This is a genomic window from Microcoleus sp. D3_18_C4 (assembly GCF_036702355.1).
In the GTDB taxonomy this organism is placed as follows: Bacteria; Cyanobacteriota; Cyanobacteriia; order Cyanobacteriales; family Microcoleaceae; genus Microcoleus.
This window is the reverse complement of sequence record NZ_JAUBTF010000020.1, coordinates 45,351-71,247: the sequence shown is the minus strand read 5'-3', so window position 1 is coordinate 71,247 and position 25,897 is coordinate 45,351. Positions and strand designations below refer to the sequence as shown.

The following is a 25,897-nucleotide window of genomic DNA, read 5'->3' as shown; positions in this document are numbered from 1 at the left end:
ACAATTACAGCACATTCGATCTCAATGTGACACAGTAAATTGAGTCACCCTTGTAGCAGCGGGCGATCGACTCTTGGAGGCTTCCAGACAGGACGCAGGCGTGAGGCAATGGGTTCGCTGGCAAGCGTGCGATCGACTAGAGATTAAAATTAATAGGAACAGGGCGGGCGATCCCATAACCCTGAGCATAATCTACTCCAATCTCCCGCAATTTTTCTAAGATAGTCTCGTCTTCGACAAACTCAGCTATAGTTTCAAGATTCATCGCATGGGCAATACGATTAAAGCCTTCAACTAGCGCTTGAGAAATCAAATTATGACTAATATTCTTGACAAAAGCACCATCAATCTTTAAATAATCAACTGGTAAATTCATCAGATAAGCAAAAGAACTCAACCCACTGCCAAAATCATCTAAAGCAAAGCAACAGCCAATCTTTTTGAGTTCGCCCATGAAATATCTGGCTTGCTCAAAGTTTGCGATCGCTGCGGTTTCCGTGATTTCAAAACCAATGGTTTGTGGGGGGACTTTGTATCGAGAAAATTGTTCGATTAAAAACTTCAAAAACTGATTGTTACTAATGCTAGCCCCAGAAAGATTGATCGTATACAAGCCTTGGTTAACATCTTTTTCCGGTAATTTGTGATAATTAGAGAAAAAAGTTTCGATTACCCAACAATCGATCTCAGTTATCAAGCCATAACGCTCGGCGGCGGGAATAAACTCATTTGGAGATACTACTTCTCCATTTTCGTCCAGCATTCTGAGCAAAATCTCATAATGCTCTACTAATGGGTTAGAGCTAATAGAGACAATCTTTTGGCAGTAGAGACGAAAATGATTGGTTCCCAACGCTCGGCTGATTTGGGAAATCACCAGTCTCTCACCACGTTGTTTAATTACTTCCTCATCATCTAGGCTATAAACATGAACACAGTTGCGGCCTCTCGCTTTGGCGGCATAACAAGCTGCATCAGCCTCTCCCAGAACCTGCATCAAATCTTTGCTGGTTTGGTTAATGGCAACAACTCCAATGCTGACCCCGATGATAAAGGTTTTGCTATTCCAAATAAACCGAAACTTATGCACTAAGTCTTTGAGTTTTTCTGCAATCTGAGCTGCTTGAGAGAGCGAACACTGAGAGAGTAAAATACCAAATTCATCACCTCCCAAGCGAGCCAGCATATCACTAGCACGGACTCCCTGTTGAATAAGTGCGGTGATTTGGCGCAGTAGCTCATCGCCAGCAATATGCCCTACGGTATCGTTAACGACTTTGAACTGATCTAAATCTAAATAACAGAGAGCGTGCTGCTGATTGCTATCTTGACAAGAGGCGATCGCCTCAACTAGCTGCTGCTCAAATCTTCGACGGTTGATTAACCCCGTTAGGGCATCGTGACTGGATTCCCAAGAAAGTTGACGGGTGAGATAGCGCGATTCAGTAACATCATGAAAGACCATGACTGCCCCGATAATTTTACCTTGGCGGTCTCGAATCGGTGCTGCCGAGTCAGCAATGGGATACTCCGTTCCATCATGGGAAATCAGAATAGTATTGTTAGCTAAGGTCACAATTCGCTCCTCTAATAGAGCCTTGTTTATAGGATTCTCTACTAGCTCTCGCGTTACTTGATCGACAATTAGGAAAACTGTAGAAAAAGGAACTCCTTGAACCTCATGAGTTTTCCAGCCTGTCAGCCGCTCAGCTATAGGGTTGAAATATGTTACATTACCTTGGGCATCAGTAGTAATGACCGCATCGCCAATGGATTGCACAGTCACTTGAGCCAATTCCTTTTCGGCAAAGAGAGACTCTTCGAGACGTTGCCGTTCTTCAATTTCTCTCAAGAGACGTAAATTTTGCTTTTGGAGGCTTTGTTGCAGCCTTCGGATGGTTAGGTGGGTTTCGACACGAGCTAATACTTCTTCGACTTGGAATGGCTTAGCAATATAATCTACCCCTCCCGCAGCCAGCCCTTGCACCTTATTAAAAGTTTCATTTAGCGCACTTAAAAAAATTATTGGAATGTCTACGGTGCGCTCATCAGATTTTAATTGTCGGCAAACTTCATACCCATCCTGATCGGGCAACTTAATATCTAGTAAAATTAACTCCGTCGATGGAGATTGGGCGGCTCTGAGCGCCATTGCACCTGTCGTGGCACTGCGAACTTTATAACCCTGTGCGCTCAAAGTATCCCTGAGAAGACGCAGGTTATCAGGCAGATCGTCAACAATTAAAATATTACCTCGGTAGTTTGTAGCTGGATCGCTAACCCGATCGCTAGTTCTATCGATAATCATACTGATTTCCATAGTTTCTTGCTAGACGACTATAAACATATGCACAAATAGTATAGTTGAATTATTAGGTTAAAAAAGTTACTTTACCCACAAAGAAGTCCTGCGCTCCCGGAGATATGGGGCTGGCAAGGGGGCGCAATCATACAAAATCTCCATTGTTCGGCTAGGGGCAGTCCCCCCGTGGTTGCCCTTCTTCGCTTCGCCTAACATGATCAGAAGAACATTGTTTCAACCCAAGCAGCCGACTTATGAACAAGCGCATTTCTCACATGGCAAGTCTACTCGTCATTGCGATCGGATGTCTCGTGCTGCTGGGTTGGCAATTTGACATCTCCCTACTCAAAAGTGGTTTTCCTGGTATGACTTCGACCATGAAAGCAAACACGGCACTTTGCTTTTTGTTGGCTGGAGTGTCTTTGAGATTGTTACAGCACCAAAGACTAACCCGAATGCACTATAGAATCGCTCAAGGGACAGCAGGATTCATCATCATCATCGGTGTGCTGACGCTGAGCGAGTATCTCTTTGGTTGGCATCTGGGCATTGATGAGTGGCTTTTCCGGGATGTCGTGTCTTCAGCGACTCCTTATCCGGGAAGAATGGGAGTAAATACCGCCCTAAATTTTGTGCTGATGGGAGTAGCACTATTACTGCTAGGGAAAAATTCCCAACGGGACACTTGGTTGGCTCAGATTTGCAGTAGTATTGCAGCTTTAATTTCTCTGCTAGCTTTATTTGGATACATCTTTGAGGTCAAAATTTTCGCCCAACTAATCGTAGTTACAACAGCTCAAGTACCATCCACGATCCTAAGCTTTTTCATCCTCTATGGGGGAATTTTATGGCTCCGACCCAAGGAAGGATTAATGCAAGTAGTAACCAGCCCGCTAGTCGGCGGACTGATGTTGCGGTGCTTGCTGCCTTGGGCAGTAATCTTTCCAGTGGTAATGAACTGGTTCACTCTTCATGGGGAAAAACTAGGCTGGTATAACGCTGAATATGGCTATGCCTTGCGGTCAGCCATCATGGTTTTCACGTTCTCAATTCTCATTTGGGGGACGGCTCGTTTTTTGAACCTGATAGATTACAAGCGCCAACAAGCCGAAAAAGACCTTAAAAAACTTAACGAAACTTTAGAAATTATTGTGGCTGAACGAACAGATGCTTTACAAAAATCGCAGGCTCGTTTTGCAGGAATTCTGGAAATCGCCAGTGATGCAATTATTTCCGTCGATCGCACTCAACAGATTACCATGTTTAATCAGGGGGCGGAAAAGATTTTTGGCTATAAAACAGAGGAAGTTTTAGGGCAACCCCTGAGCTTACTGCTGCCAGAGCAGTTTAGGAATGCTCACCAGCAGCATATCCAACAATTTGCTCAATCTTCTGGTAAAGCGCGAAGGATGGGAGAACGAGGTGAGATTTTGGGTCGTCGCCAAGATGGCACCGATTTTCCTGCTGAAGCCACTATTTCTAAGCTGGAAATGGGAGACGAAACGGTATGTACTGTTATTCTGCGCGATATTAGCGATCGCAAAAAAGCCGAGGAAGAATTACTTCAAACAACAACGCTGCAAAAAGCCATTTTAGATAGTACCAACTACACCATCCTTTCCACAGCCGCAGATGGTACGATTCTTACCTTTAATAAAGCCGCCGAGAGATTGCTGGGATATAGTGCCGAAGAAGTTGTGGGGAAAGCCACACCTGCGATCCTTCACGACAAGGAGGAAGTCGTGCGGCGCGCCCAAGATTTATCTGCTGAGATGGGAATCTCTATTGAACCAGGATTTGAGACTTTTGTTGCTAAGGCACGCCTTGGAATGCCAGACGAGTATGAATGGTCCTACATCCGCAAAGATGGTAGTCGCTTTCCATTACTCCTCTCGGTGACGGCTTTATATGACCCAGAAGGCAAGATCACAGGGTTTCTCTGCATTGGAAACGATATTACCCTCCGCAAGCAAGCAGAAGCATCACTGGCAAGCATGGCAGCGATTGTGGAACATTCTGGTGAGGCAATGATTAGCAAGTCCTTAGACGGCATCATTTTAAGCTGGAACAATGCAGCAGAAGAAATCTTTGGCTACAAGGCTGAAGAAATCATAGGACAATCGATTACTATTCTAATTCCACCTCATCTTATGTACGAAGAACAGCAAATTCTCGCCACGCTTCGACAAGGAGAAATAATTAAAAACTATGAAACTGTGCGCGTCCGCAAAGATGGACAGCTTATCGACATCTGTTGTACCATATCACCTCTGAAGGACACAGCAGGCAGAATTGTTGCGGGTTCTGTAATTAAACGCGACATCAGTGCTCGCAAGCGTGCTGATCTCGAACGCCAACAAATGGAGACAGCTTTACAAAAGAGTGAAGAGCAGTTTCGCCATGCGTTTGAAGATGCCTCGATCGGGATGGCGATCCTTTCCCTCGATGGGCATTTTATTAAGACCAATTCAGCTTTCTCTCAGATGATTGGTTATTCCCCAGAAGAACTTTTAGGGTTAACTTTTCAAAGCATAACCCATCCTGAAGATTTAGAAGAGGATATAAAAAATGTCAATCTGCTAGTAACAGGCAAGATGTCACTTTATTCCCAACGAGAAAAGCGCTATATCCATAAACACGGACATATTATTTGGGGTTTACTTAACGCCTCGGTAATCAGAGACAAGAAAGAAAATCCGCTAAGTCTTATTGCTCACATTCAAGATATTACGGAACGAAAAGAATCTCAAAACAAGCTAGAACTGCAAAGTATTATTATGAATAATATGGCAGGTGGTGTATGTTTAGTCAATGCCTCAGACTTGACGATCATTTACGCTAATCCTAAATTTGATGCGATTTTTGGCTATACAGAGGGCGAACTCGCAGGTCAACCCGTTGGTGTAATAAATTATGTCGAGACACAGGTGACACCCGACGAAACCGTTGAAGATATTGCGACTCAACTCGATCGGGACGGGGAAGCGCAATATGAAGTCTACAACAAAAAAAAAGATGGCACACTCTTTTGGTGCAGAGTTCATACCTCTAGGTTTGAGCATCCTGAATACGGAACTGTATTTGTTGCGGTTCAGGAGGATGTATCGCAGCTAAAACTTGCTGAACAAGCCTTACAATCCACCACAAATCGCCTTAACTTTCTCCTGAACTACAGCCCCGTCGTTATTTTTAGCAGTAAAGCTGATGGCGACTATGGCGCAACCTTCGTAAGCGAAAACATCAAAGATGTAATGGGCTACGAAACCAAAGCATTTTTAGAAGAGTCTGGATTTTGGATGAATCATCTGCATCCCGATGAAATAGACCAGGTGCTTAATGGAATAACTAACCTGTTCACAGATGATTTTTATTTTCAGGAATTCCGTCTTCTGCACGCAGATGGGAATTATCGCTGGGTACTCGAACAACTCAAGCTAATTCGCGATCGTGCAGGTAGACCAGTGGAAATCTTGGGATATTTAATTGATATTAGCGATCGCAAACAATCTGAGGTGGAACTTCGGCAGGCGAAGGAAGCAGCAGAAGCAGCCAACCAAGCCAAGAGTGTCTTCCTCGCCAATATGAGCCACGAACTCCGCACCCCCCTCAACTCGATTTTAGGATTCACGCAATTGATGAGCGATGAAAGCGCTCTGACTCCTTCTTTACAAGAACGCTTACAGATTGTCAACCGTAGCGGTAAATATTTGTTGGACTTGATTAACGATATTTTAGATTTATCCAAAATTGAGAGCGGAGGGATGACGCTCAATCCTTCTGACGTTGACTTGACAAGTTTACTGACTTGTATTGAAGAAATGTTGCTAATTAAAGTCCAACCCAAAGAATTAGCGCTAATTGTCGAGCGAGATCCCGATCTTCCCCAATTTGTAAATACCGATGAGAAAAAACTATATCAAGTCTTGGTCAATCTGCTCGGGAATGCGATTAAATTTACCAAGCAAGGAAGCATCACCCTACGGGTAAAAGCAGGACAAAGAGATCAAACCTCCTGTCACCTATGTTTTGAAGTCGAGGATACAGGTGTGGGAATTTCGCCAACAGAAATTGATAAATTGTTTAAGGTTTTCGTGCAAGCCGAAGCTGGGAGTAATTTGAGTCAAGGCACTGGGCTTGGTTTAGCGATCAGTCAAAAACTCGTCCAACTCATGGGCGGTCAAATTCGGGTTAAAAGCACTTTGAACCGAGGTAGCACTTTTTCCTTTGAGATTGGTGTACAGTTACCTCAAGCAGAATCCTTACCCCCAGAATCAATTAATCAAAGAGTAATTGGTTTAGCTTCTGGACAACCAACCTACCGTATCCTTGTTGTTGAAGATTTAGCAGACAATCGCCGCTTGTTAGTCGAGATCCTTACCTCCGTTGGCTTTGAGGTGAGAGAAGCAACACAGGGAGTTGAGGCAATCTCACTGTGGGAGAGTTGGCGGCCACACCTGATTTTCATGGATCTGCGAATGCCAATCATGGACGGCTACACAGCTACTAAATATATTAGAGAACGCCCTAACAACCAAGAAACTGTCATTATTGCTTTAACTGCCAGTGCTTTTGAAGAAGAGCGAGAGAGCGTTCTCATGGCTGGCTGTAACGACTTTATAAGCAAGCCATTTCAGAAGAAAAAACTTTTTGACAAACTCGCTACATATTTGGGAGTACAATATATCTACGAAGCCCTAGGACAAACTCCACAAAAACTATTAGTTGAAAGTGTGTCTGTAGAAGATATATCTGTTATGCCCCCTGAGTGGTTAGAACAAATGTATCAAGCCGCTTACTATCTCGATACCGAAGTTATGAATGAATTAATTGTAGAAATTCCCGAATCTAAAGCAGGTTTGTCCCAGGCACTAACTGACTATATCCACAATTTTAATTCTGACCGAATTATGGATTTAATTCGACCTCTACTCCCCAATCCCCTTTAGCTATCGAGTTTAAGGACAAAGAAGCTATAGTGCTGTAAGCAGTGGCTATATTTCCAATAGAAACCAACAGGGGAAAGGATTTGGAAGTTATTGGAGATGTGTGTTGCAGATATCTATCAGCATGAGGCAATTCCATATACATTAGATGGAATGTGCTGTATCATATAGCAATTATATTTTTGGTGTAAAGGGGATTTATTTTTTTTATTAACCGCAGAGGGCGCAGAGGCCACCGAGAAAGAGAAAAGAGATAGAGAAATGATTGATTTAACAGGAAAGGTAATTTTAGTAACTGGCGGCTCGAAAGGGATTGGTGCAGTGACGGTGCAGACTCTGGTTAATGCTGGGGCTGAGGTGATTTTGCATTACTTTCGCAGTCAGAAAGAAGCTGAAGCGGTAGCCGCAAGTGTTGGGCGCGATCGCTGTTATTTATTGGCAGCAGATTTGAGGGTGGAAAACGCGGCCTCGACTTTGTGGCGAGATGCTTTAAAATGGCGCGGTCATATTGATATTTTAGTTAATAATGCGGGGATTATGCAGTCAGCGGGTATCGAGGACAAATTCGATATTTGGTCGTCAGCTTGGCAGCAAACTCTACAAGTAAATTTAGTTGCCGTTGCCGATTTGTGCCGGGAATCTATTCTGCATTTTCAAACTCGCCGAGTCGGTACAATTATTAATATAGCAAGTCGCGCTGCTTTTCGGGGAGATGACCCGAATTATCTGCATTACGCCGCTTCTAAAGGTGCTATTGTTGCTTTAACTCGCAGCATTGCTAGAGGGTTTGCGGCTGATAATATTTTGGCTTTTACAGTTGCACCGGGATTTGTCAGTACAGAAATGTCTAATCAGTTTATTCAGGAGTTCGGTGAAGCTGATATTATTCGCGATATCCCGATCGGCAAAATCGCTCCTCCTCAAGATGTTGCCAATGTGATCGCGTTTTTAGCGTCGGGTTTAGCTGCACACGCTACCGGGACTACGATCGATATTAACGGAGCCTCTTATGTGCATTGAGACAATAACTGTAAAATACCTCTCAAGGCTCACGCTGATATCTTTTAAAACTCACTAATTTATCACTTTAGCAAGACGCTAAAAACATCATAAATGAATTAGTGTTAGATGAAAAGATAGTCTGAGGAAAGTTGATTATGACAACAGATAACGGCACCTACACCAAACGAGTTGCCATACTCATCGAAAATGGAGTAGAAGATTCGGAATTTCTAGTTCCTTACAACGCCTTAAAACAAGCAAATTTTGAAGTAGTTGTCCTCGGTTCGCGGACAAACGAAAAGTATGCAGGGAAACAAGGAAAAGTTGCCCAGCAAGCTGACGGAACTACCACAGAAGCAGTGCCCGCCGAATTCGATGCAGTAGTCATTCCCGGCGGTATGGCTCCCGATATGATGCGGACTAATCCCAATACAGTACGTTTTGTACGAGAAGCATTTGAGCAAGGCAAAATAGTCGCTGCTGTTTGCCACGGCCCGCAACTTTTGATTGAAGCCGACTTGCTGAAAGGTAAAAATGCGACTGGTTTCTTGGCAATTAAAACAGACATGATTAATGCCGGAGCTAACTACATTAACGAAGCTTTAGTAGTTGACGGCAACTTGATCACTTCCCGCCAACCTGGAGATTTAGCAATATTTACCACCGCAATTCTGGCTCGCCTCGGTTACGGCGGACAAGCAGTCGGTTTGCCAGAAGAAACTGACACAAATGCAGAGTGGTGGAAATTAGCTAATGGTTGGGGAGGTTCTACACAAGGCGACATTGTTAAAGGTTTGAATACCGCCCTCGCAGGGGAACGCTATGCTTGCGAAGCATTTCAAAATTATGCGGAAAAAACCCAAGACAGCGATTTGCGATCGCTCTTGAGAGAAATGATTCAAAACAAACAGAACCACATCCTCGCTCTCGAAAAACGCCTCAACGATTTTGGTGAAAAACCCTCAATTCCTGCCCAAATTGCTGACAAATACGCTAAATTAAAAACCTCAATGCAAGGAACCGATGAAACGTTCTTGCTGCGGAGCACTCTAGGTGAGTTGCAAACCGGTGTTGTCGATGTCAACAACCTGCGGGTGAAGTTCACAGATCCGGTATCAACGGCTATTTTGACAGAGATAGAATCGGATTTGTCTAAGTGTGAACAAGTCGTTGCTAAACTCTTCCGCGCCCGTGCAGTTTCCCAGGAAATTAAGTCGCCTAAACCTTCGACTAGCCCCGCTGTAAAAATGTAATCAGCAAGGGGATAAATAAGTTTGTAGTTTTGTTGAGAGGTGAAAACCCGCACCAATATCGCAACTACCAACTTGCTCTGAAATCCTACAATATACGCCTTGGCGGTAAAATAAAACCCAACACTAAAAAGCAGATATTCAACTAACTGCAAGGTGGAGGGTTTTATTAAATGGGTTTTATTTTTGTTTCAGCCCCCCGGATACATTCGTAAAGTCGCTTTCTTCAATTTTTCAATTCAATTATTTAATCTAAAATCTAAAATCTAAAATCGATTGACTTGTTCCCTCTTCCTTTAGACAGGAGACACCTGGGCTATAAATGCGCTACTGTGTTGCCAATATTTTGATGAGGAAAAAAAGGCTGTGGTTCCCTTACGCGATGAAAATCCCATTACTATCACTCCCTATGTCACCTATGGGCTGGTTGCGGCAAACATATTAGTATTTTTGTACGAACTCAGTTTGGGCGATCGACAATTAACCCAATTCTTCTACTCTTGGGCCGTAATTCCTTGCCAGTTAAGCAATATGTGTCGGGTTGCTCTGCCAGTTTCGCCATTTCCCGAATGGACGACACTAATTAGCTCCCAATTCCTGCACGCAGGCTTTCTCCACATTGCCGGAAATATGTTATTTTTGTGGATTTTTGGCAATAACGTAGAAGACCGTTTAGGACACGTCAAATTTATAATATTTTACCTTACTTGCGGCGTTTTAGCATCACTAACTCAGTGGTATTTTTCCTCAGCATCTGCCATTCCGTCCCTAGGTGCTAGCGGCGCGATCGCAGGCGTGATGGGAGCTTACATTCTCAGATATCCCCAAGCCAAAGTTCTGACACTGCTTCCCTTGGGAATTTTTATTACCACTGTCAGAGTCCCCGCTTTCTTCTTTCTAGGATTTTGGTTTGCACAGCAAGCATTGAGCGGCCTGGCTTCCTTGAATGCCCCGGCAAGTGTCGGCATGGAATCCGGGGGAGTTGCCTACTGGGCCCACGCTGGCGGCTTTGTTTTCGGCGCTATTCTAGGCCCTTTGTTGGGACTTTTTTCTGAAGATAATCGGATTTAATTTTTCACCGCAGATGAACAAAAATTAACGCAGATAAACTGCCAAAGAAATCGGCGTTAATCTGCGTTAATTTGTGGTTTCAAACCTCTTATCTTCCTAGATAAACGTCAAGTCAAATTCCGAAAGAGCAGAAACTCCAGTTACACCATTTAACTTCGCCAAAATGCGAGAATCACTGCCGGTGACGTTATTGCCATTGCCGTCATAAATGATGTAAGTATTGCCCCCGGAATCGTAGGCAAACAAGAAAGCACTTCCTCCCAGAATATTTGCAGAAACCGTTGTCTGCACGTTCAGCAGAACTTGGGTGTTACCGCTGAGATTGGCAAATCCGGGGGCAAAATTAAACTGATCGGCGATCGGCACACCGAGACCGCTAAAATCAGTAATCACATCATATCCGCCCGCCGCGATCGCAGCCTCGATCGCCGCCGAAGAAGACGCATCAAAAGCCGGCCCACCTTGTGCAGGGCTGGTATAGCGGAATTGATTGTTGCCGCCACCCCCTGTCATGGTATCTGCGCCGAGGCCCCCTACGAGTACGTCGTTATCCACACCGCCGTTAATCGTATCGTTGCCGCCTTGACCGTCAATAGTATCGCTGCCCGCCAAACCGTCCAAATTGTCCGGCAAAGAACCCCCAACTAAATTGTTAGGCCCGCTATCAGCAGGCAAGATTTGAACGGTGACAGTACCTACGCCCGGAACTGTCCCGAATCCGTCGCTGACGCTGTAGGTGAAAGCAGTTGTACCCGCTACGTTGCCGGGGATGAATTGCACTTGAGAGACAAGATTTACAGCTACCCCCAGTTGTGGTGTGCTGACATTGATAATGCTGAGTGTCCCTTTTTGCGGACTGGAATCGTTCGCCAGTACGTCGATGAAAGTGGGCAGCAAATTATTCGTATTGGTAAATACGATGCCGTCATCGACAGCAATCGGCGACAGGATAGTGGGAACAGTTACGGAGGTATCGAAAGAATTGATGTTAATCGCCACTGACGCTGCTGCCGTGCCGCCTTGGTCGTCAGCTACGCTGTAGCTGAAAGAACCGGCTTGCCCGATCACGTTTGTTCCCGGTTGGAATTTCAGCCCAAGTAAATCCTGAACGGTTAACTTTTGGTTCACGGTGAGGGGGCTCGTACCCGTAATTACCTGACCAAAAGTAGGATTTGGAAGTCCGACTACCGCGATCGACAGCGGCTGGCCCTCGGGGTCGCTGGGCGCCGAAATGCTCAGAGACAGAGGCAAATTCTGCAAACCAGTCACCGTCTTGCCAGCTTCCACGATCGGCGGCTGGTTAGGAGTCGGAGATGTAAAACTCGGCGGAGTCGGCCCCCCGCCCAAAGGCGGAGGAGTTGGGGGCGCCGCAGTGGGAGTCGGGACGATGGAAGGACTCGGACTCGGAGTTGTCCCGCCCGCAGTCGGACTCGGACTCGGACTCGGACTCGTACCCGGAACCTGTACCGGCAATGGATCCGTTGTGGGGTTAGTTGTTGTGCCTGTTATGGGGTTAGTTGTTGTCCCCGTTGTGGGGTTAGTTGTTGTACCCGTTGTGGGGTTCGTTGTTGTGCCTGCTGGTGTTGGAGTTGTGGTCGCTGGTGTTGGAGTTGTGGTCGCTGGTGTTGGAGTTGTGGGGTTAGTTGTTGTCCCCGTTGTGGGGTTAGTTGTTGTCCCCGTTGTGGGGTTAGTTGTTGTCCCCGTTGTGGGGTTAGTTGTTGTCCCCGTTGTGGGATTCGTTGTTGTCCCCGTTGTGGGGCTAGTTGTTGTCCCCTCAATGGTGAAGGGATTGTCGTTTACGCGCGGTATTTGAGCTGTAGTGAATCGAGATTCATCTAGCGAGGTCGATCGAACATCAATCAACACCGCCAAAAATTCCCCAGTTCGCCTGTCCCTAATAATCGTGTTGCTAGAATTCGAGCCTTGGCCCTGGAAAATTTCTAACTCTGTAAAGTTCAGACCTCCAGCCAGACCGATCGAATCTCCCGCATTAAAATCTCTAATTACATCAGCATCGCCGATTTCGCGGCCGCCAGTAGTGAGAAACCCGTTGCTACCAGGCGACGTACCCACCCTACCGAGAACAAAGATATCCGATCCGTCGCCTCCTGTCAGAGTATCCGATCCGCGATCGCCCGAAAGAATATCATCCCCAGGCCCCCCAGACAAAGAATCATTGCCGTCGCCCCCGAAGATCAGGTCATCACCCTCGCCGCCGTCACCAGTATCATTACCAACACCGCCGGTGATGACATCCCCGCCCTCCTGGCCCAACAAAATATCATTGCCAGCGCCGCCGATCAGGCAGTCGTTACCCGTGTCGCCAAAAACAGTGTCACTGCCCTTGTCGCCAAAAATCAGGTCGTCCTCCCCACCACCGCGCAGACAGTCATTGCCTTTACCGCCGTACAGCGAGTCGTTGCCTTCAGCACCCAAGACAATATCGTTGCCCTGGTCGCCAAAAGCTACGTCACCGCCCTCGTCGCCAGAAACCAAGTCATCGCCTTTGCCGCCCCGCGCCGTGTCATTACCGCGCCCGCCCTCAACGATATCTTTACCAGCGCCACCGTTGAGAGAATCGTTACCGTCTTCGCCCCTGAGTAGATCGTCCCCGTCTCGACTCAAAAGTGTGTCGTCGCCGGCACCCCCGGCAATCGTGTCATTGAACAAACTGCCGATTAAATAATTACTGCCCTCATTTGCGACAACTAAGCCATCGACAAAAAGTGGCTCTGGGGGAGGCGTGGGAACTGTCAGAGGTGGCCGCGGCACCGGGGTGATTGAAATGTCCGGGCCCGTCCCCATCATCATCGGCTCCGTCCCCGTCATCATCGGCTCCGTCCCCGTCATCATCGGCTCCGTCCCCGTCATCATCGGCTCCGTCCCCGTCATCATCGGCTCCGTCCCCGACGACGGCGTAGGCTGCGGCACCGTGCCACTATCCAAACTATCCGCGTTCTCATCGGGTAGCCGCCCTTCGAGAAAAATTAGTGGTACTGCACTTGGCATTGTTCCGACTCCTTGCGACGCTACTCAAAAACTACTAAATAAACTTAAAGTCAGATGCAGTAATGACGGTGCTGAGCGCTCCCGGCACTGTAGGAATAGAATTCAACACTGCCAAATCGAAAGCTGGGAGACTGTCATCTGCCACATTCGGGTCGAAGCCGAGAACGTACTTGTTAAAAGTATTGTTCAGGTACACGAAGAAAGCTCCCGTTTTGCTCGAACCCTTTTGATTCTTCAACACTGCATTTATGGCTTGAGCGTTATCAAATTTAGATTCAAACAAAATGACTGATTGCTTGCTGATGTCGTCGCCGCTAGACCCGATATTCCTGACGATAAAACTGGTGAAATCGAGAGTAGTTCCTGAATTGGTTAAACCTGCGAAATTTGACGACCTGAACAAAAATCTGTCGGTCTCGCTGCCGTTAGCGTTAAAGTCAGCAATCACGTCCACGCCTTCGCTGGGAGTTTCATAGTAGAAGAAGTCATTGCCAGCATCGCCCGTGAGCAAGTCAGAACCGTTGCCACCGCCCAAAATGTCATTGCCTGCACCACCGGAAAGCGAGTCGTTGTCATCGCCGCCCAATACCAAGTCATTGCCGAAGGCGCCGCTGAGACAGTCACTGCCGGCACCGCCGTCGAGAGTGTCGTCGCCCGCTTGGCCGTCGAGGGAGTCGCTGCCGGCCTCGCCCAACACGTAGTCATTGCCGGAACCTCCTAGTCCCGTGTCGTTGCCTTCTCCACCCAACATCGTGTCATCGTTGTCGCCGCCCAAGATGGAATCGTTATTGATACCGCCGTCGAGCAAGTTTCTGCCCAATCCACCGTCTAGGATGTCGTCGCCGGCACCGCCGTCGAGGGAGTCGTCGCCAATGCCACCAAGTAAGGTGTCAATCCCGGCGCCACCAAGTATCGAGTCCTCGCCGGATTCTCCCAATATCGAGTCATTGCCTGTTCCGCCGTCAATGGTGTCGTTGTTGTCACCGCCGCCTAGGATGTCATTGTCATTGCCACCGAACATCAGGTCGTTGCCCAGTCCGCCGATCAGCGAGTCTATGCCGTCTTGGCCGTCAACAGTATCGTTGCCCAGTCCGCCGTCAAGGGTGTCGTTGCCGATCGCACCCACCACCGAGTCGTTGCCTGCTTCACCGAATTCGAGGTCGTTGCCGCCACTGCCATCGATGATGTCGTTGCCGTCGCCCCCAGAGAGGGTATCGTCGCCGGCCCCGCCGAGGATGAAGTCGCTGAGGTTGCTGCCTGTAAAGCTGCTGGCCGGGAGTGCGCTGCGATCGACAATATTATCTACCACCGTAATGCTGAAGGATGCCGGCCCGATAGTTGCAGACCCGTCGGAGGCTGTAAACGTGAAAGTGTCGCTGCCACCTGCTGCCAGCAAGTTGTATTTGACGATGTTGTTGTTGATATCGTCTTGCGTGAATTTGCCGCCCACGTTGAGAAAGGTGCTACCCCTTTGGACAAAACCTCTGGTAGCATCGGGGGCTTTAGTAATCGTGTAAACGATTTCCAAGGGGCTGTTGTCGGGATCTGTGATTAACAAATCGGCGGCAGTAATTGTCTGGGTAGGATTACTTTTGGCAACCACCACACCGTCGTTAATTATTAGCTGCGGGGGGCTACTGACGTTGATGGTTACTACCGCCTTACTTGTGCCGCCGCTGCCGTCTGAGATCGAGTAGCTGAAGCTGTCAGTACCCGAGAAGCCCGGATTCGGGGTGTATTTGAATACGCCGCCGCCCACGGGAACCAGGCTTCCTTTGCTTGCTGGAGCAAAAGTCGTGACAGTCAGAGCGCTTTGTTCCTGGTCAGTGTCGTTCAACAGAACGTTGAAACTGAGTTCTTGACCCGCAACCGTGGTGAAGTTGTCGTTAACTGCTCTTGGAGGTTGGTTAAAGATGGGCGTCGGGAACGTCGGCGTCGGACTTCCTGTCGGCGTCGGACTTCCTGTCGGCGTCGGCAAATTCGGCGTCGGGAACGTCGGCACCGGCTCGTCTGGTGTCGGACTGGTTGTCGGTGTCGGACTGGTTGTCGGTGTCGGACTGGTTGTCGGTGTCGGACTGGTTGTCGGTGTCGGTAGGGGAAGCGGAGTTGCGCTGCCGGGAACTGTGGGGGCAATTACAAATGAGCTTCGCCCTAGGGTTCTGCTGTCTACTCCGGGCAATACTGCTAAAAAGTCGCCGCTGACACCGTTGCGAATAATCGTACTGCCGGCTTTGGTCTCGGTGCTTTGGAAGATTACCAAATCTTCAAACTTGAGGTCGCCACTTAACCCGATTAAATCTTCGCCTTGGCGAAAGTCTGTGAAAATGTCGGCATCAGCGAGATCGGGGCCGCCTGTGGTGATAAATGCCGCGTTAGTGCCGTCGCTGCTGCCGCTGGGGGAACTGAATGCACCGATGACGAAGACATCTCTGCCTTCGCCTCCTGCCACTACGTCTTTGCCTGCTTCGCCCCAAATAACGTCGTTGCCAGCACCGGCGTCCACGATGTCGTCGCCGTCACCGCCGAATACTATGTCATCGCCGTCGCCGGCAAAAATTGTGTCCCCGCCGGCGTTTCCGTAGAGCCAGTCGCCTCCTTCGTTGCCAAATAGCAAGTCTTCGCCGTCACCACCGAAGAGCGAGTCGTTGCCTTGGTCGCCCCACAGAATGTCGTCGCCTCGATCGCCCAAAAAGCTATCGTCGCCAGAACCGCCACGCAAGCTGTCGCTGCCTTTGCCGCCGTAAGCCGTGTCTCTGCCTTCGCCTCCGATTACCGTGTCGTTGCCGTCATTGCCATACAGCAGGTCGGGGTTATTTCCCCCGTCGAGGGAGTCGTTGTCTTTGCCTCCGTACAGGGTATCCAGTCCTGAACCGCCATCAAGAACGTCGTTGCCCTCATTGCCGAACAGCACGTCGTCATCGTCGTTGCCAAATAGTAAATCGTCGCCTCCGACTCCTTGCAAGGTGTCGTTGCCTTGCAGCCCGGAAATCACGTCGGGGCCGGGACTGCCAGCTAAGGAGTCGTTGCTTTCTGTGCCGCGGACTACGCCGCCGATGATTGCGGGCGACGTACCTTGGCCTCCGCCCAATGTGTCGTCTATGCCGCCAAAGGTGTCGTCCCCGGAGGGAGGTGGTGTTGGTGTTGGAGTCGGAGTTGGCGTCTCTGGTGTCGGCGTCTCTGGTGTCGGCGTCTCTGGTGTTGGCGTCTCTGGTTCTGGTTCTGGTGTTGGTGTAGGTTCTGGTATAATTACTAATGGCACTGCACTTGGCATTATTTTGGCTCCTTTAAACGACGATCCCGATTAACTTTAAGAACTGATTAGTATCAGTTTGTTGCCACAAATCCGGCTTAAAATTGATTAATAACCCCATCATTTCTAACATACTAAATCAAAACTGCAACTGCTATAGATATTTTTTAAGCTGGGCATCTTTTGATCCCAAAATATTAATGATTGCACGTTTTGATGCCTAGGTTGGGTATACTTTAATATCGCGCCATTTCGATAGAACCTAGAAGTCGCGCTTGGAGTCAGCCCAGTGTATTTATCCAGAATCCGAAAAAATAAAAATCTTCGCCGTCATAATTTTTTCTTCCCGAATGTCGAATGCTGAATACAGATGTGCCTCTTGCCTGCAGAAGCGAATGCCTTATGCTGACTGCTGACAAGAAACAGAGCTGTTAATTAGGGGCAGAAGCGGCCCGGTTTGTTCTTGTCCACTGACGGATAGTTCGCTGTGGCACAGGTAAAGCAGGGAACAGCGACTTAACAAATCTAGCAGAATTCGCCGCAGTCGCTGTTGGTCGGCCGCTGTTTCCTCTTCGGTTTCCCAGGGACGCCCCAGTTGCGATCGCAAAAATAAGGGAGCACCAAACAATGTCGCCGCACCGCCACTCAGCCACAGGGGCGAGCCGGCATCCAGCCAAAAGTGCCATTTGTGGGCGCGGCGGCTGCTGCGGTACTGGAAGATGTTGGCGAGGGTGACGGCTCTGGCTGCTGGGCCTTCTGGACGCACTGGAAAGGGGTTGGCGGTGACGGTTCCTTGGCGCAACAATTGGATGAACCGGGCGATCGTTTCTGAGTCGCCACCGTTTGTTGGTTCAACGCGCTGCATTCGCCCGTTGATTTCCCAGTAGTGGGTGGCGGTTTCCATTAACTCGCGCAGGGCTGCTAGCCGATCGTAGGGCAGGTATCTGTCGTTCATGAGAAATTTCTGGATTGCTCGATCGAGTAGGGCAATTGGACTCGGCAACAGCCGCTCCTGCTGTTGCGATCGCTGTTGTTCGATCCACTCGACAATGTGCTCGTAGGCCCTGGCTGCTCGGTGTCCCAGTCTGTCCCACCGGGGAAAGGCTGTAATTGGCAGCAATTGAGGTTGATCGATATCTGGACAAAAACAGTGATCTGCGATTAAACCTGCTCTCACTTGGTCGATCGATTTTTGATTGTGAATTTGAGATTTTAGATTGAATGTCGAGTTGGAATCTTCTGTTTCCAATGAAGGGTGTTTCTGGCTACCTAAAATTACCAGCATTTCGGCTGCGCCGTCTTGATCGACTAAACGGCCGAGTCCCGGATAAACTAACGCTAACAAAGTGAGTAAAGCTCGAATCTCTGGGGTAGTCGAGAGCGGCCGCTGATCGTTGAGAGATACGGCGGCAATATTATCTCGCGCCAGAATTTCCGTTAAACTGTAACGGGCGATCGCATCCATCCCAGGGGCAATTACGGCGATTTCCTGCGGTTCCACGGCTTGTGATTTCACCGCATCGACGATGATTTCGGCGGTTTCTCGCAGCAGTTGAGCCCGGGAAGTGGTTTGGAGCGATCGAACTTTACCGGGCAAACTCAAGCCTAAAGGATAAAAACCCTCAGAATTAACTGCTAAACTTACCGCTAAATCTCCAATCTCTGCAGCTAAACCCGCTTTTGCGTCCAAATTTTCCACGCTTTGACAGCGGTCTTCGAGTTGGGCTAGGTATTCCGTGTCAGCCCCCAAGCCCAAACGCACTCCTCCATCTGAATTGTAGGAGAACGCCCCCGCTGCACCTTGGTCGAGCATTCGATCGAACAAATGGCGACTTATCGCCGGATAATCGTCAACATCGTCTGCGATCACAGCTTGGTATCTAGAGGCTAAATGCTGCTGATAACTGACATCCGGCAACAAATAGCGCCAGTAGAGTTCGCAAACAATCCCGTAAGTCAGGAGCCCCCGCGTCAAGCACCATTCCCGCCACCTTTCCAGCAACTCTCCCATGCTAGTCCACAGGTTGGTCGAGCCGCCCTCCCCAGCAAATCCCTGTTCTAGAATGCTGGGAATCTCTTCTCTCGGTGTACCGCTGACAGCAGCAAGTTGTAATAAGTCTAGTGTTCGACGCACCATTCGGTTTGGACTTACCCCTGTTTTTTGCAAAATGCCTTCGTCTAGTTCGCGACGCCAGAGTCTCGCGGCAAGTTCCAGTTCTGTTTCAGGTTGCAGTCGCAAGGGAAATTGAGCCCTCAAATCCAGCGACTGAACTAGCAGGGGCCAAAATAACAATACCTCCTGCTCAAAAAAACCGAAGGGTGTGGTGGAGTGAAAGGTATATTTTCCTTGGGTAGCGACGGCGATGCGATCGGCTAATTCTAGCCGGTTGTCTCCGTTAGCTGCTAAGACTAAAATTGCTGGGGCAGTTTGTCCAGCCCGCCGCCGCCCGGAGCTCGATCGCCCTGAAACTGTTGCAGGCAGAGGCTTGACAGTTTTGCTCCAAATGCAGAACTGCTCGACTAAGCGAGTGGTTTTGCCGCTGCGGGCAGATCCGACAATCCAAATTGAATCCTCGCTGGCTGTTCTCAGTTCATGTAAATTTGTTACCATACCGTGAATACTTTAATCACTAATGTCTACAGCAAACTAACCAGCTTTAGCTATGAATACTTCTCCGTGGAACAGGATTGTAAAATATCTCTACAGCCTTCACCAATGGTATCGAGAAACCCCTGAGAGGGCTCTAGAACAGGCCTACGATGCTGCGTTAGCAATTAAGGCGATCGAAGACGAGCATTTTGGCGGCCAAGGAATCTCTGAGCGATCGGGAGATTACGGACAAAGCACCCTGTCTTACTTTAAATCCGAACTGGAAAAATACCTCAAGGTTATTCAAACCCGAATGGTTGAGTTTAATGCTAGCCGTTCTTTTTTGGAACTGCCGGAGCGAGTGGGAGCTAAACCCAAAACGGGGCACAGCGCTGATTATCACCAGCACGGATTACATCTCAACAATAAAGATAGAGAATCCCTTATATTTGAGAAGCTAGAGTTTATTGATGGAGTCATCGACAAGTATATTAATAATAGTAGATCAACGGCAATTGTTCCGGTTGTCAGTTCAGTAAATGTGCAGACAAAATCTACAAATAGCAGTTCTCCACCTGACTCCAAAAATAAAGGTTCAGCTAATTCTGTTCACATTCACGATGGTGAGGTTGACACTAACTATGAAGAAGTCAATTTATTACCGCGATCGCTTTTGGGGACTTTGAATCGAATCACTAAAGATTTAGACCCTGGAGCTGAAAAAGAAGTAGTCAAAAATTTTCGCAATTCCAAAGTCAAAACAATTATTTCTCTCAGATTTATTTTGCTTTTGATTTTGGTTCCGCTGTTGACAAATCAAATTTCCAAAAACTTTCTAGTCGGCCCGATCGTTGACCATTTTAGAGGTCAAGAAAATGCTCCACTTTTCATAAATGTTAACCTGGAAGAAGAAGCATTCCAAGAACTGGAGAGATTTGAGCAGCGCCTCAAATTTGAAAGGTTAATAGGCACGGCTCCCTCGCTTTCTTTAGAGGAAACGGAAAATAAGATTGCCGAAAAAGCAGTTGAACTAGCGGAGGAATACCGCGCTGAAAGTGGGGGAGCTATTAAAAATATTTTTGCAGATTTGATTTCCTTGATTGCCTTTGCTGCAATTATCGTCACTAACAAGAAAGAGATTGAGATTTTAAAGTCTTTCATGGACGATGTGATTTACGGTCTCAGCGACAGTGCGAAAGCTTTCGTAATTATTTTGTTTACAGATGTGTTTGTCGGATTTCACTCGCCTCACGGTTGGGAAGTAATTCTCGAAGGTTTATCGAGGCATTTGGGACTGCCAGAAAATAGGCAGTTCATATTTTTGTTCATTGCAACGTTTCCAGTGATCTTGGATACGGTATTTAAGTATTGGATCTTCCGTTATTTAAACCGGAGTTCGCCTTCAGCAGTTGCTACGTACAAGAATATGAACGAGTAATCAGAGGCGAAGGAAGTTCGGCAACGGATTCTGTAGCGGATGTAACTGATGTAACGGATGGAAGAAGAAGGAAGCAGGAGGAAGGAATAAGGAAGAAGAAAAAAGATGTAATAATAGCAATGGTTTCAGGCATTAAAAACGTCATTCGTAGGGGGTCAACTGCACAATGAGTGGTTTACCCATAGCGCATGAAATCATTTATTGTTTGCCTCAACAGTGGTTTAATTAAGTTGATATACTTAAGCTGTTGAATCTATAAATTTTATTTTTGGGCGGGTTTTCGCGCGCAGCCCACAAGAATTTTATCAAACTTGACAGTCATGAAGGATCGGGTCAGGAAGCGTAAAATTTAGATGCGCCTAGGTCGACAAAAAATGCGATCGCCCGCAGAATTTCTCGAAAGAAATCAAAAGGGCGATCGCATTCCCAAAACTCATTAGCCATTACCAATGACCTAATTCCAACGCTTCTTGCGCTGTCGCTGGCTGGCCACCGCCTCCACCAGCCCCAGGGCGAGAAAATTACTCAGCAGCGACGCATTCCCGTAACTTAGGAAAGGCAGCGGAATGCCCGTAACCGGAGCCAAGCCAATGTTCATCCCAATATTGACGAATACCTGAAAAATCAACATTGACAGTACGCCGATTGCCAGCAAAGAACCAAAATTATCGTTAGCAGTTTGAGCGATCGTCACCAACCGGAAACAAATTATCCAGAATACCAACAACACGCTAATACAGCCAATAAAACCCAATTCTTCGCCAATAGCTGAAAAGATAAAGTCCGTATGCTGTTCGGGAATAAAGTTAAGCTGAGTTTGCGTTCCCTGAAACAAACCCCGGCCCTTCAGTTCCCCAGCGCCAATAGCAATCCGAGATTGAATCAAGTGATATCCGCTGCCTAAAGGGTCTTTCTCGGGGTTTAAAAACCCTGTCAGACGCATTTTTTGATAATCCTTGAGCACATTCCAAAAAATATGTCCGAGGTGTCCAGAAACAACGTTCACCAACACAGCACCGAAAGTGCCTAACCAGGGCCAAGGCAGGGTTCGCCAAGCAATAATACCGGCAACAACTACCCAGGCTATCCAAATCGGTGTAGACAGGTTATTGAAGAGAACTGAGATGAGAGGAGAGAATAGCAATATTAGCCAGCCGGGATTGACATTACCCCAGTAAAACATCCCCATTGTGATTGCGCCGAAGACTAAGGAAGTACCTAAATTTGGTTCGGCAAAGATCAATCCCCAGGGTACAGCCATAATCGCCAGCATCCTCAACATATTACCCACCGTGGGGACAGTCTTGTCGTGCAGGAGAGCTGCTAAAGTGACAATCATGCCTACTTTGGCAAATTCTGAGGGTTGCAGGTAGAAGCCGCCGATGTTGATCCACCGCTGGGCACCGAGCCCTGTAGTACCGATAAACCGCACTGCGATCAGGGACAAATTGATTAATATGTAAATCAGCCATTTCCACTCAAGCAGTATTTGGTAGCGACAGCGGGAAATGATGATGGCGAGGAACAAACCGACTGCCCCAGTTACCCAGTGCCGCCACCAGTCGATCAGCCCCTGGTTGATTTCGACGCTGCGGATCATGACTCCCCCAAAGATGGTGAGGGCGATGCAAGCGCCAAACAGCCAAGGGTCTGCTTCTTCCCAGGGTTTGAAAATTGATTTCCAGCGGTTTCTGACTTGTATTCTCTGCAACATGAGGATTTTAGATTTTAGATTTTAGATTTTAGATTATCGAGCCGATTTTCGGAAGTTGTGGATATATTTCGGATTCACAGCCTGCACCTTACTTGAGAAGCCTCGGTGTTAGTACCTCAGATTATTCGGGGAGTTGTAGGGATGTTCCGGGAACGGAAGAAGGAACGCCCAACCGGGTATCTGGATATTCTATTTTTTTCTGGGCGCTTACTTAATTTAGTTCGCCCACGTGGTCAGAAACCGGGTTTTTGTCGATAAGACGCACTGCAAATCGCAGAAACCGCTAAAAACCCGGTTTCTTGGGTTTTGATCCGCAAGTCCGAGAATCGTCAGGCCGGTTCGTAAAGATATTCAAAACCGTTCCCATCCGGATCTCTGCCGTAAAAAGATGCAGTACCGTCGCGGTGTTCGTGAATGTGGGTGACGGAAACACCATCGGCTTTGAGTTGTTCGTAGGCGGATTCCATTTCGGTACGATCGTCAAAGATAAACCCAAAATGCGGCCCTGCTTGGTCGTAACTCGGACTCAACAGCGCCAATCCGTCCTCTCCTGCTTTCAAATAAGCCCAGTCTGCATCTTTCCAGACTAACTCCATACCCAAGTTGCGGTAGAATTCAGCAGACTTCTCTATGTCTTGCACGCAGACGGCTACGTGTCCCAATCGTTTTAGTTTCATAGCTACAAAGTTTATGGTTGTTCTTTCGTTTATTGTATCTACTTTCTGATTTTTTGCTCGATTAATTAGGTATTTTTTATGTTTTTTTTGTTGCGGCTAACTGTACTTTTTCTACTTGTTTACTGGCGTCCATTTCGCTGAACAGTTGAATGGCGCGCTCAAAATTTTCTTGGGTTTTCTCGGTGTTACCAAGTTTTTGTTCTGTCAGTGCTAGTTGATAGCAAGCTTCGGCTCGGTCTAATTTAGCGCTGGCTCGATCAAGTATTTCTATTGCCTCTGCATGGTGCTGCAGGGCTTGGTCAAATTCTCCCCGTTCTCGGTACAGCGCTGCTATACCGCTGAGAGCTTTGGCTTTGATGGTGCTGTACTGGTTTTGGTCGGCCTGGGCGATCGCTTGGCGGTACAAGCTCAAAGCTTTCTCTGTCTCTCCGAGGTTTTGATAGGTGGCGGCGAGAAAAACTAACTTGTATCCCGTACCCACCAACTGACTGTTTTCCCGATCGGCATAAAGTTTCTCGGCGAGCTCTTCCGCCTCTTTTTTGGCTCCGACACAGGAGTTGAGGAAAGCTAACCCGACATCGATCGAATAGCTATTAATCCCGATTTCGTCCCGCGAAGTTTTCAGCTTGACAAATATCTCCATAGCTGATTCTAATTCGCCCATTTCTATTTGACAAAAACCTATATTAATTGCAGCGTTAACTTTCCAGAATTCCAGATTAGCTTGTTTGCCGTTTTCAGGTTCGCTGCTTTTCGCTATAATTTGCAAAGATTTAGTGGCTTTTATTTCTGATATTTGATGGCATTCTATGGCTTGATTTATATCGCCTAAAATTCGATAACAAATGCCTAAAATACTGTATAAACCGCTCAAATAATAATCAGAAGTCACATGGTTGACGATGCGAGTAGTGGCTGAAATTATTGGCTGCAAGAAACCTAATTTGTAGAGCGCTCGACCGAGCTTGTAATCTTTGGCAAACTGGATATTGATTTTTTTGAGGATGACGCTAGCGGCCTGCTCGAAACAGCTAATTGCCACATAATGATAGTAAGCTTCAAAAGCTTTCAGCGCATCTTCTACCGTTTCAATATTTTCAACACTCTCTGTCCAGAACTCGGCGGCTTTGCGGTTTGCAGTCTCCCAGTCTCCGGGGGAGAGCCGATCGATCGCTTCTTCGCGAATTGCTGGATGCAGCCAGTATTCGCCCTTCTGAGACTCGACTAGCGATCGGTGCAACAGCGATTTAATGATTTGTCGCCGTCCGGCTTCGGGCGCGTCCCACAGCAAACACAAAAGTCCGTCAGTAGGGACTGTCGGCACATCTTGATAGCGGTAACAGCCCAAGCGACACAGGAGTTGATAGGCTTCGGCATCGAGTTCTTGCAGGCGGTTAAACTGACTGGTAACTAAATTTTTTAAGTCTGTTTCAAGGAGCGGATCTTCACTGTTTTCTAGCCAGTAAGCTGCCATATCTCCGTCAAAATCTTCTCGGATCGTGCCACAAATAATGCCCATTGCTTTGGCATTACCGCCGTAAACTTTGTGCATTTCCTTGAGGGCGACATCATCTATATTGATGTTGCGACAGCTAAAAAACTGCCGCCAAACTTCAACTTCCAATCCCGGAAGCAAGTAGTGTTCGACGGTTACATCTGAATCGCACAGTCGATCGCGACTGGTAATCAGCGTTACCGACTGCACCGCTGCGTCAGCCAAAACTCGCAACAGTTCCACGTAAAGCCGGTGCGGTTCAATAAACTTACCTTGTCCGTCGAGTGCGGCTTCCAAATTGTCAATTAATACGCCGACTTTGTGAGTCTGAAGCTGCCGTTTCAACCGCCCCAAGGTGACGCCAAAGTCGGGCCCTGGTTCTTCCTGAAAGTCTTGCTTGAGCCATTCTTCGATCGCACTTTCCAATGCTGTGATATTCTCTGTCTCTTTTGCCATCAACAGTTCAATTACTCGATCGAACCCTTGAGATTTGAGATACTGTCTGGCCAAAGTTGTTTTGCCGATACCGCCGGCACTTTGGATGACAATCACTTTTGCACCTTGGGCGACAAGAGTATTGAGATCTTCGATCGCCCCTAAGCGGCCCAAAAAATTCGGGTTTTCGATTTCCAAATCCGCATCAAGTCCGAGAGATACTTGGGCCGGAACAGTTTGTCCCGACTGCGGTTCAAGTTTCGAGTAGCTGCGCCAATACCGCTCTACAACCGCTTGAAGGTTGTCTCTTTTGACTTTTTCTCCTTCTCCAAACAGCGCTGAAAGCCGCTTCCACAAATTAGAGGCAGCATCCTTAACAGTCCCTACTCCATACCCTTCACTATCTGCAACCTGTTGGTACGTCCTGCCTTGCACGCCTTGCCAAGCTTCGCGAAAGATCGCGCTGTCAAGGTTGTCGAGAGTTTTCAGGTTTCGAGCCACAAGTAACGAGTTGGTAAAATCCAGTGCACGATCGGCTTCCATTTAGTCACCAGGTTTAGCGTTACCCATCTGAGACAACTTTAACAGACTTTTTCCGACTCGCTTACACCCTCAAACAGTGGACTTGTATAGACTTTTACCGACTGACACGGCCGAGGTTGGCCGGGGATACTGTTGAGTGTGGAGGGGAAGTTGACAGACAAGCTTCTGACATCCGCAC

Annotated in this window: 12 protein-coding genes; 5 read left to right on the top strand and 7 right to left on the bottom strand. The window is 47.7% G+C overall.

The genetic code is table 11. The annotated features are described in order from the left end of the window. Positions 1 to 136: 136 nt before the first annotated feature. Positions 137 to 2,308: an EAL domain-containing protein gene (locus tag QUA90_RS12595; RefSeq protein ID WP_333445785.1), complete on the bottom strand. Its 2,172-nt coding sequence runs from the start codon at positions 2,306 to 2,308 to the stop codon at positions 137 to 139. 248 nt (positions 2,309 to 2,556) lie between these two features. On the opposite strand from QUA90_RS12595, the gene QUA90_RS12590 reads away from it, so the two are divergent. The 4 genes from QUA90_RS12590 to QUA90_RS12575 all read left to right on the top strand — a co-directional run bounded on the left by QUA90_RS12590 (position 2,557) and on the right by QUA90_RS12575 (position 10,568). After that, positions 2,557 to 7,248 carry a PAS domain S-box protein gene (locus QUA90_RS12590; protein ID WP_333445783.1) on the top strand — a complete coding sequence of 1,564 codons (4,692 nt, stop codon included), beginning with the start codon at positions 2,557 to 2,559 and terminating at the stop codon, positions 7,246 to 7,248. A gap of 258 nt (positions 7,249 to 7,506) precedes the next feature. Then, entirely contained in the window at positions 7,507 to 8,265 is a 759-nt protein-coding gene (locus QUA90_RS12585) for an SDR family oxidoreductase (protein WP_333445781.1), read from the top strand. Positions 8,266 to 8,402: 137 nt separating this feature from the next. Next, a complete protein-coding gene (locus QUA90_RS12580; RefSeq protein WP_333445779.1) occupies positions 8,403 to 9,500 on the top strand; it encodes a DJ-1/PfpI/YhbO family deglycase/protease in 1,098 nt (365 codons plus the stop codon). A gap of 363 nt (positions 9,501 to 9,863) precedes the next feature. Beyond that, positions 9,864 to 10,568, top strand: coding sequence for a rhomboid family intramembrane serine protease (locus QUA90_RS12575; protein ID WP_333445778.1), 705 nt, complete (start codon positions 9,864 to 9,866; stop codon positions 10,566 to 10,568). A 96-nt stretch (positions 10,569 to 10,664) separates the two neighbouring features. Here the strand turns inward: QUA90_RS12575 and QUA90_RS12570 are convergent, their stop codons facing one another. The 3 genes from QUA90_RS12570 to QUA90_RS12560 form a co-directional block, all read right to left on the bottom strand. Further along, complete coding sequence (locus tag QUA90_RS12570; RefSeq protein WP_333445776.1) at positions 10,665 to 13,577, bottom strand: Ig-like domain-containing protein; 2,913 nt, start codon at positions 13,575 to 13,577, stop codon at positions 10,665 to 10,667. A gap of 34 nt (positions 13,578 to 13,611) precedes the next feature. Further along, positions 13,612 to 16,848, bottom strand: a complete 3,237-nt coding sequence (locus tag QUA90_RS12565; protein ID WP_333445774.1) for an Ig-like domain-containing protein — start codon at positions 16,846 to 16,848, stop codon at positions 13,612 to 13,614. A gap of 379 nt (positions 16,849 to 17,227) precedes the next feature. Further along, the gene (locus QUA90_RS12560; RefSeq protein WP_333445773.1) at positions 17,228 to 19,438 is read right to left on the bottom strand and encodes a recombinase family protein; all 2,211 of its coding nucleotides are present in this window, start codon (positions 19,436 to 19,438) and stop codon (positions 17,228 to 17,230) included. A 52-nt stretch (positions 19,439 to 19,490) separates the two neighbouring features. Here QUA90_RS12560 and QUA90_RS12555 point away from each other — a divergent pair, with 52 nt between their 5' ends. Beyond that, positions 19,491 to 20,855, top strand: coding sequence for a proton extrusion protein PcxA (locus tag QUA90_RS12555; RefSeq protein ID WP_333445771.1), 1,365 nt, complete (start codon positions 19,491 to 19,493; stop codon positions 20,853 to 20,855). A 454-nt stretch (positions 20,856 to 21,309) separates the two neighbouring features. Here the strand turns inward: QUA90_RS12555 and rodA are convergent, their stop codons facing one another. From rodA to QUA90_RS12540, 3 genes are all read right to left on the bottom strand, one after another. Next, positions 21,310 to 22,569, bottom strand: coding sequence for a rod shape-determining protein RodA (gene rodA / locus QUA90_RS12550; RefSeq protein ID WP_333327306.1), 1,260 nt, complete (start codon positions 22,567 to 22,569; stop codon positions 21,310 to 21,312). 329 nt (positions 22,570 to 22,898) lie between these two features. Then, positions 22,899 to 23,246, bottom strand: coding sequence for a VOC family protein (locus QUA90_RS12545; RefSeq protein ID WP_333445768.1), 348 nt, complete (start codon positions 23,244 to 23,246; stop codon positions 22,899 to 22,901). Between the two features lie 76 nt (positions 23,247 to 23,322). Continuing rightward, positions 23,323 to 25,719: a tetratricopeptide repeat protein gene (locus QUA90_RS12540; protein WP_333445767.1), complete on the bottom strand. Its 2,397-nt coding sequence runs from the start codon at positions 25,717 to 25,719 to the stop codon at positions 23,323 to 23,325. Positions 25,720 to 25,897: the final 178 nt, after the last annotated feature.

What these genes read in the sequence shown, in the direction of transcription:
- QUA90_RS12595 (WP_333445785.1), bottom strand. Translation starts at nt 2,308, where the DNA reads ATGATTATCGATAGAACTAGCGATCGGGTTAGCGATCCAGCTACAAAC.
- QUA90_RS12590 (WP_333445783.1), top strand. Translation starts at nt 2,557, where the DNA reads ATGAACAAGCGCATTTCTCACATGGCAAGTCTACTCGTCATTGCGATC.
- QUA90_RS12585 (WP_333445781.1), top strand. Translation starts at nt 7,507, where the DNA reads ATGATTGATTTAACAGGAAAGGTAATTTTAGTAACTGGCGGCTCGAAA.
- QUA90_RS12580 (WP_333445779.1), top strand. Translation starts at nt 8,403, where the DNA reads ATGACAACAGATAACGGCACCTACACCAAACGAGTTGCCATACTCATC.
- QUA90_RS12570 (WP_333445776.1), bottom strand. Translation starts at nt 13,577, where the DNA reads ATGCCAAGTGCAGTACCACTAATTTTTCTCGAAGGGCGGCTACCCGAT.
- QUA90_RS12565 (WP_333445774.1), bottom strand. Translation starts at nt 16,848, where the DNA reads ATGCCAAGTGCAGTGCCATTAGTAATTATACCAGAACCTACACCAACA.
- QUA90_RS12560 (WP_333445773.1), bottom strand. Translation starts at nt 19,438, where the DNA reads ATGGTAACAAATTTACATGAACTGAGAACAGCCAGCGAGGATTCAATT.
- QUA90_RS12555 (WP_333445771.1), top strand. Translation starts at nt 19,491, where the DNA reads ATGAATACTTCTCCGTGGAACAGGATTGTAAAATATCTCTACAGCCTT.
- rodA (WP_333327306.1), bottom strand. Translation starts at nt 22,569, where the DNA reads ATGTTGCAGAGAATACAAGTCAGAAACCGCTGGAAATCAATTTTCAAA.
- QUA90_RS12545 (WP_333445768.1), bottom strand. Translation starts at nt 23,246, where the DNA reads ATGAAACTAAAACGATTGGGACACGTAGCCGTCTGCGTGCAAGACATA.
- QUA90_RS12540 (WP_333445767.1), bottom strand. Translation starts at nt 25,719, where the DNA reads ATGGAAGCCGATCGTGCACTGGATTTTACCAACTCGTTACTTGTGGCT.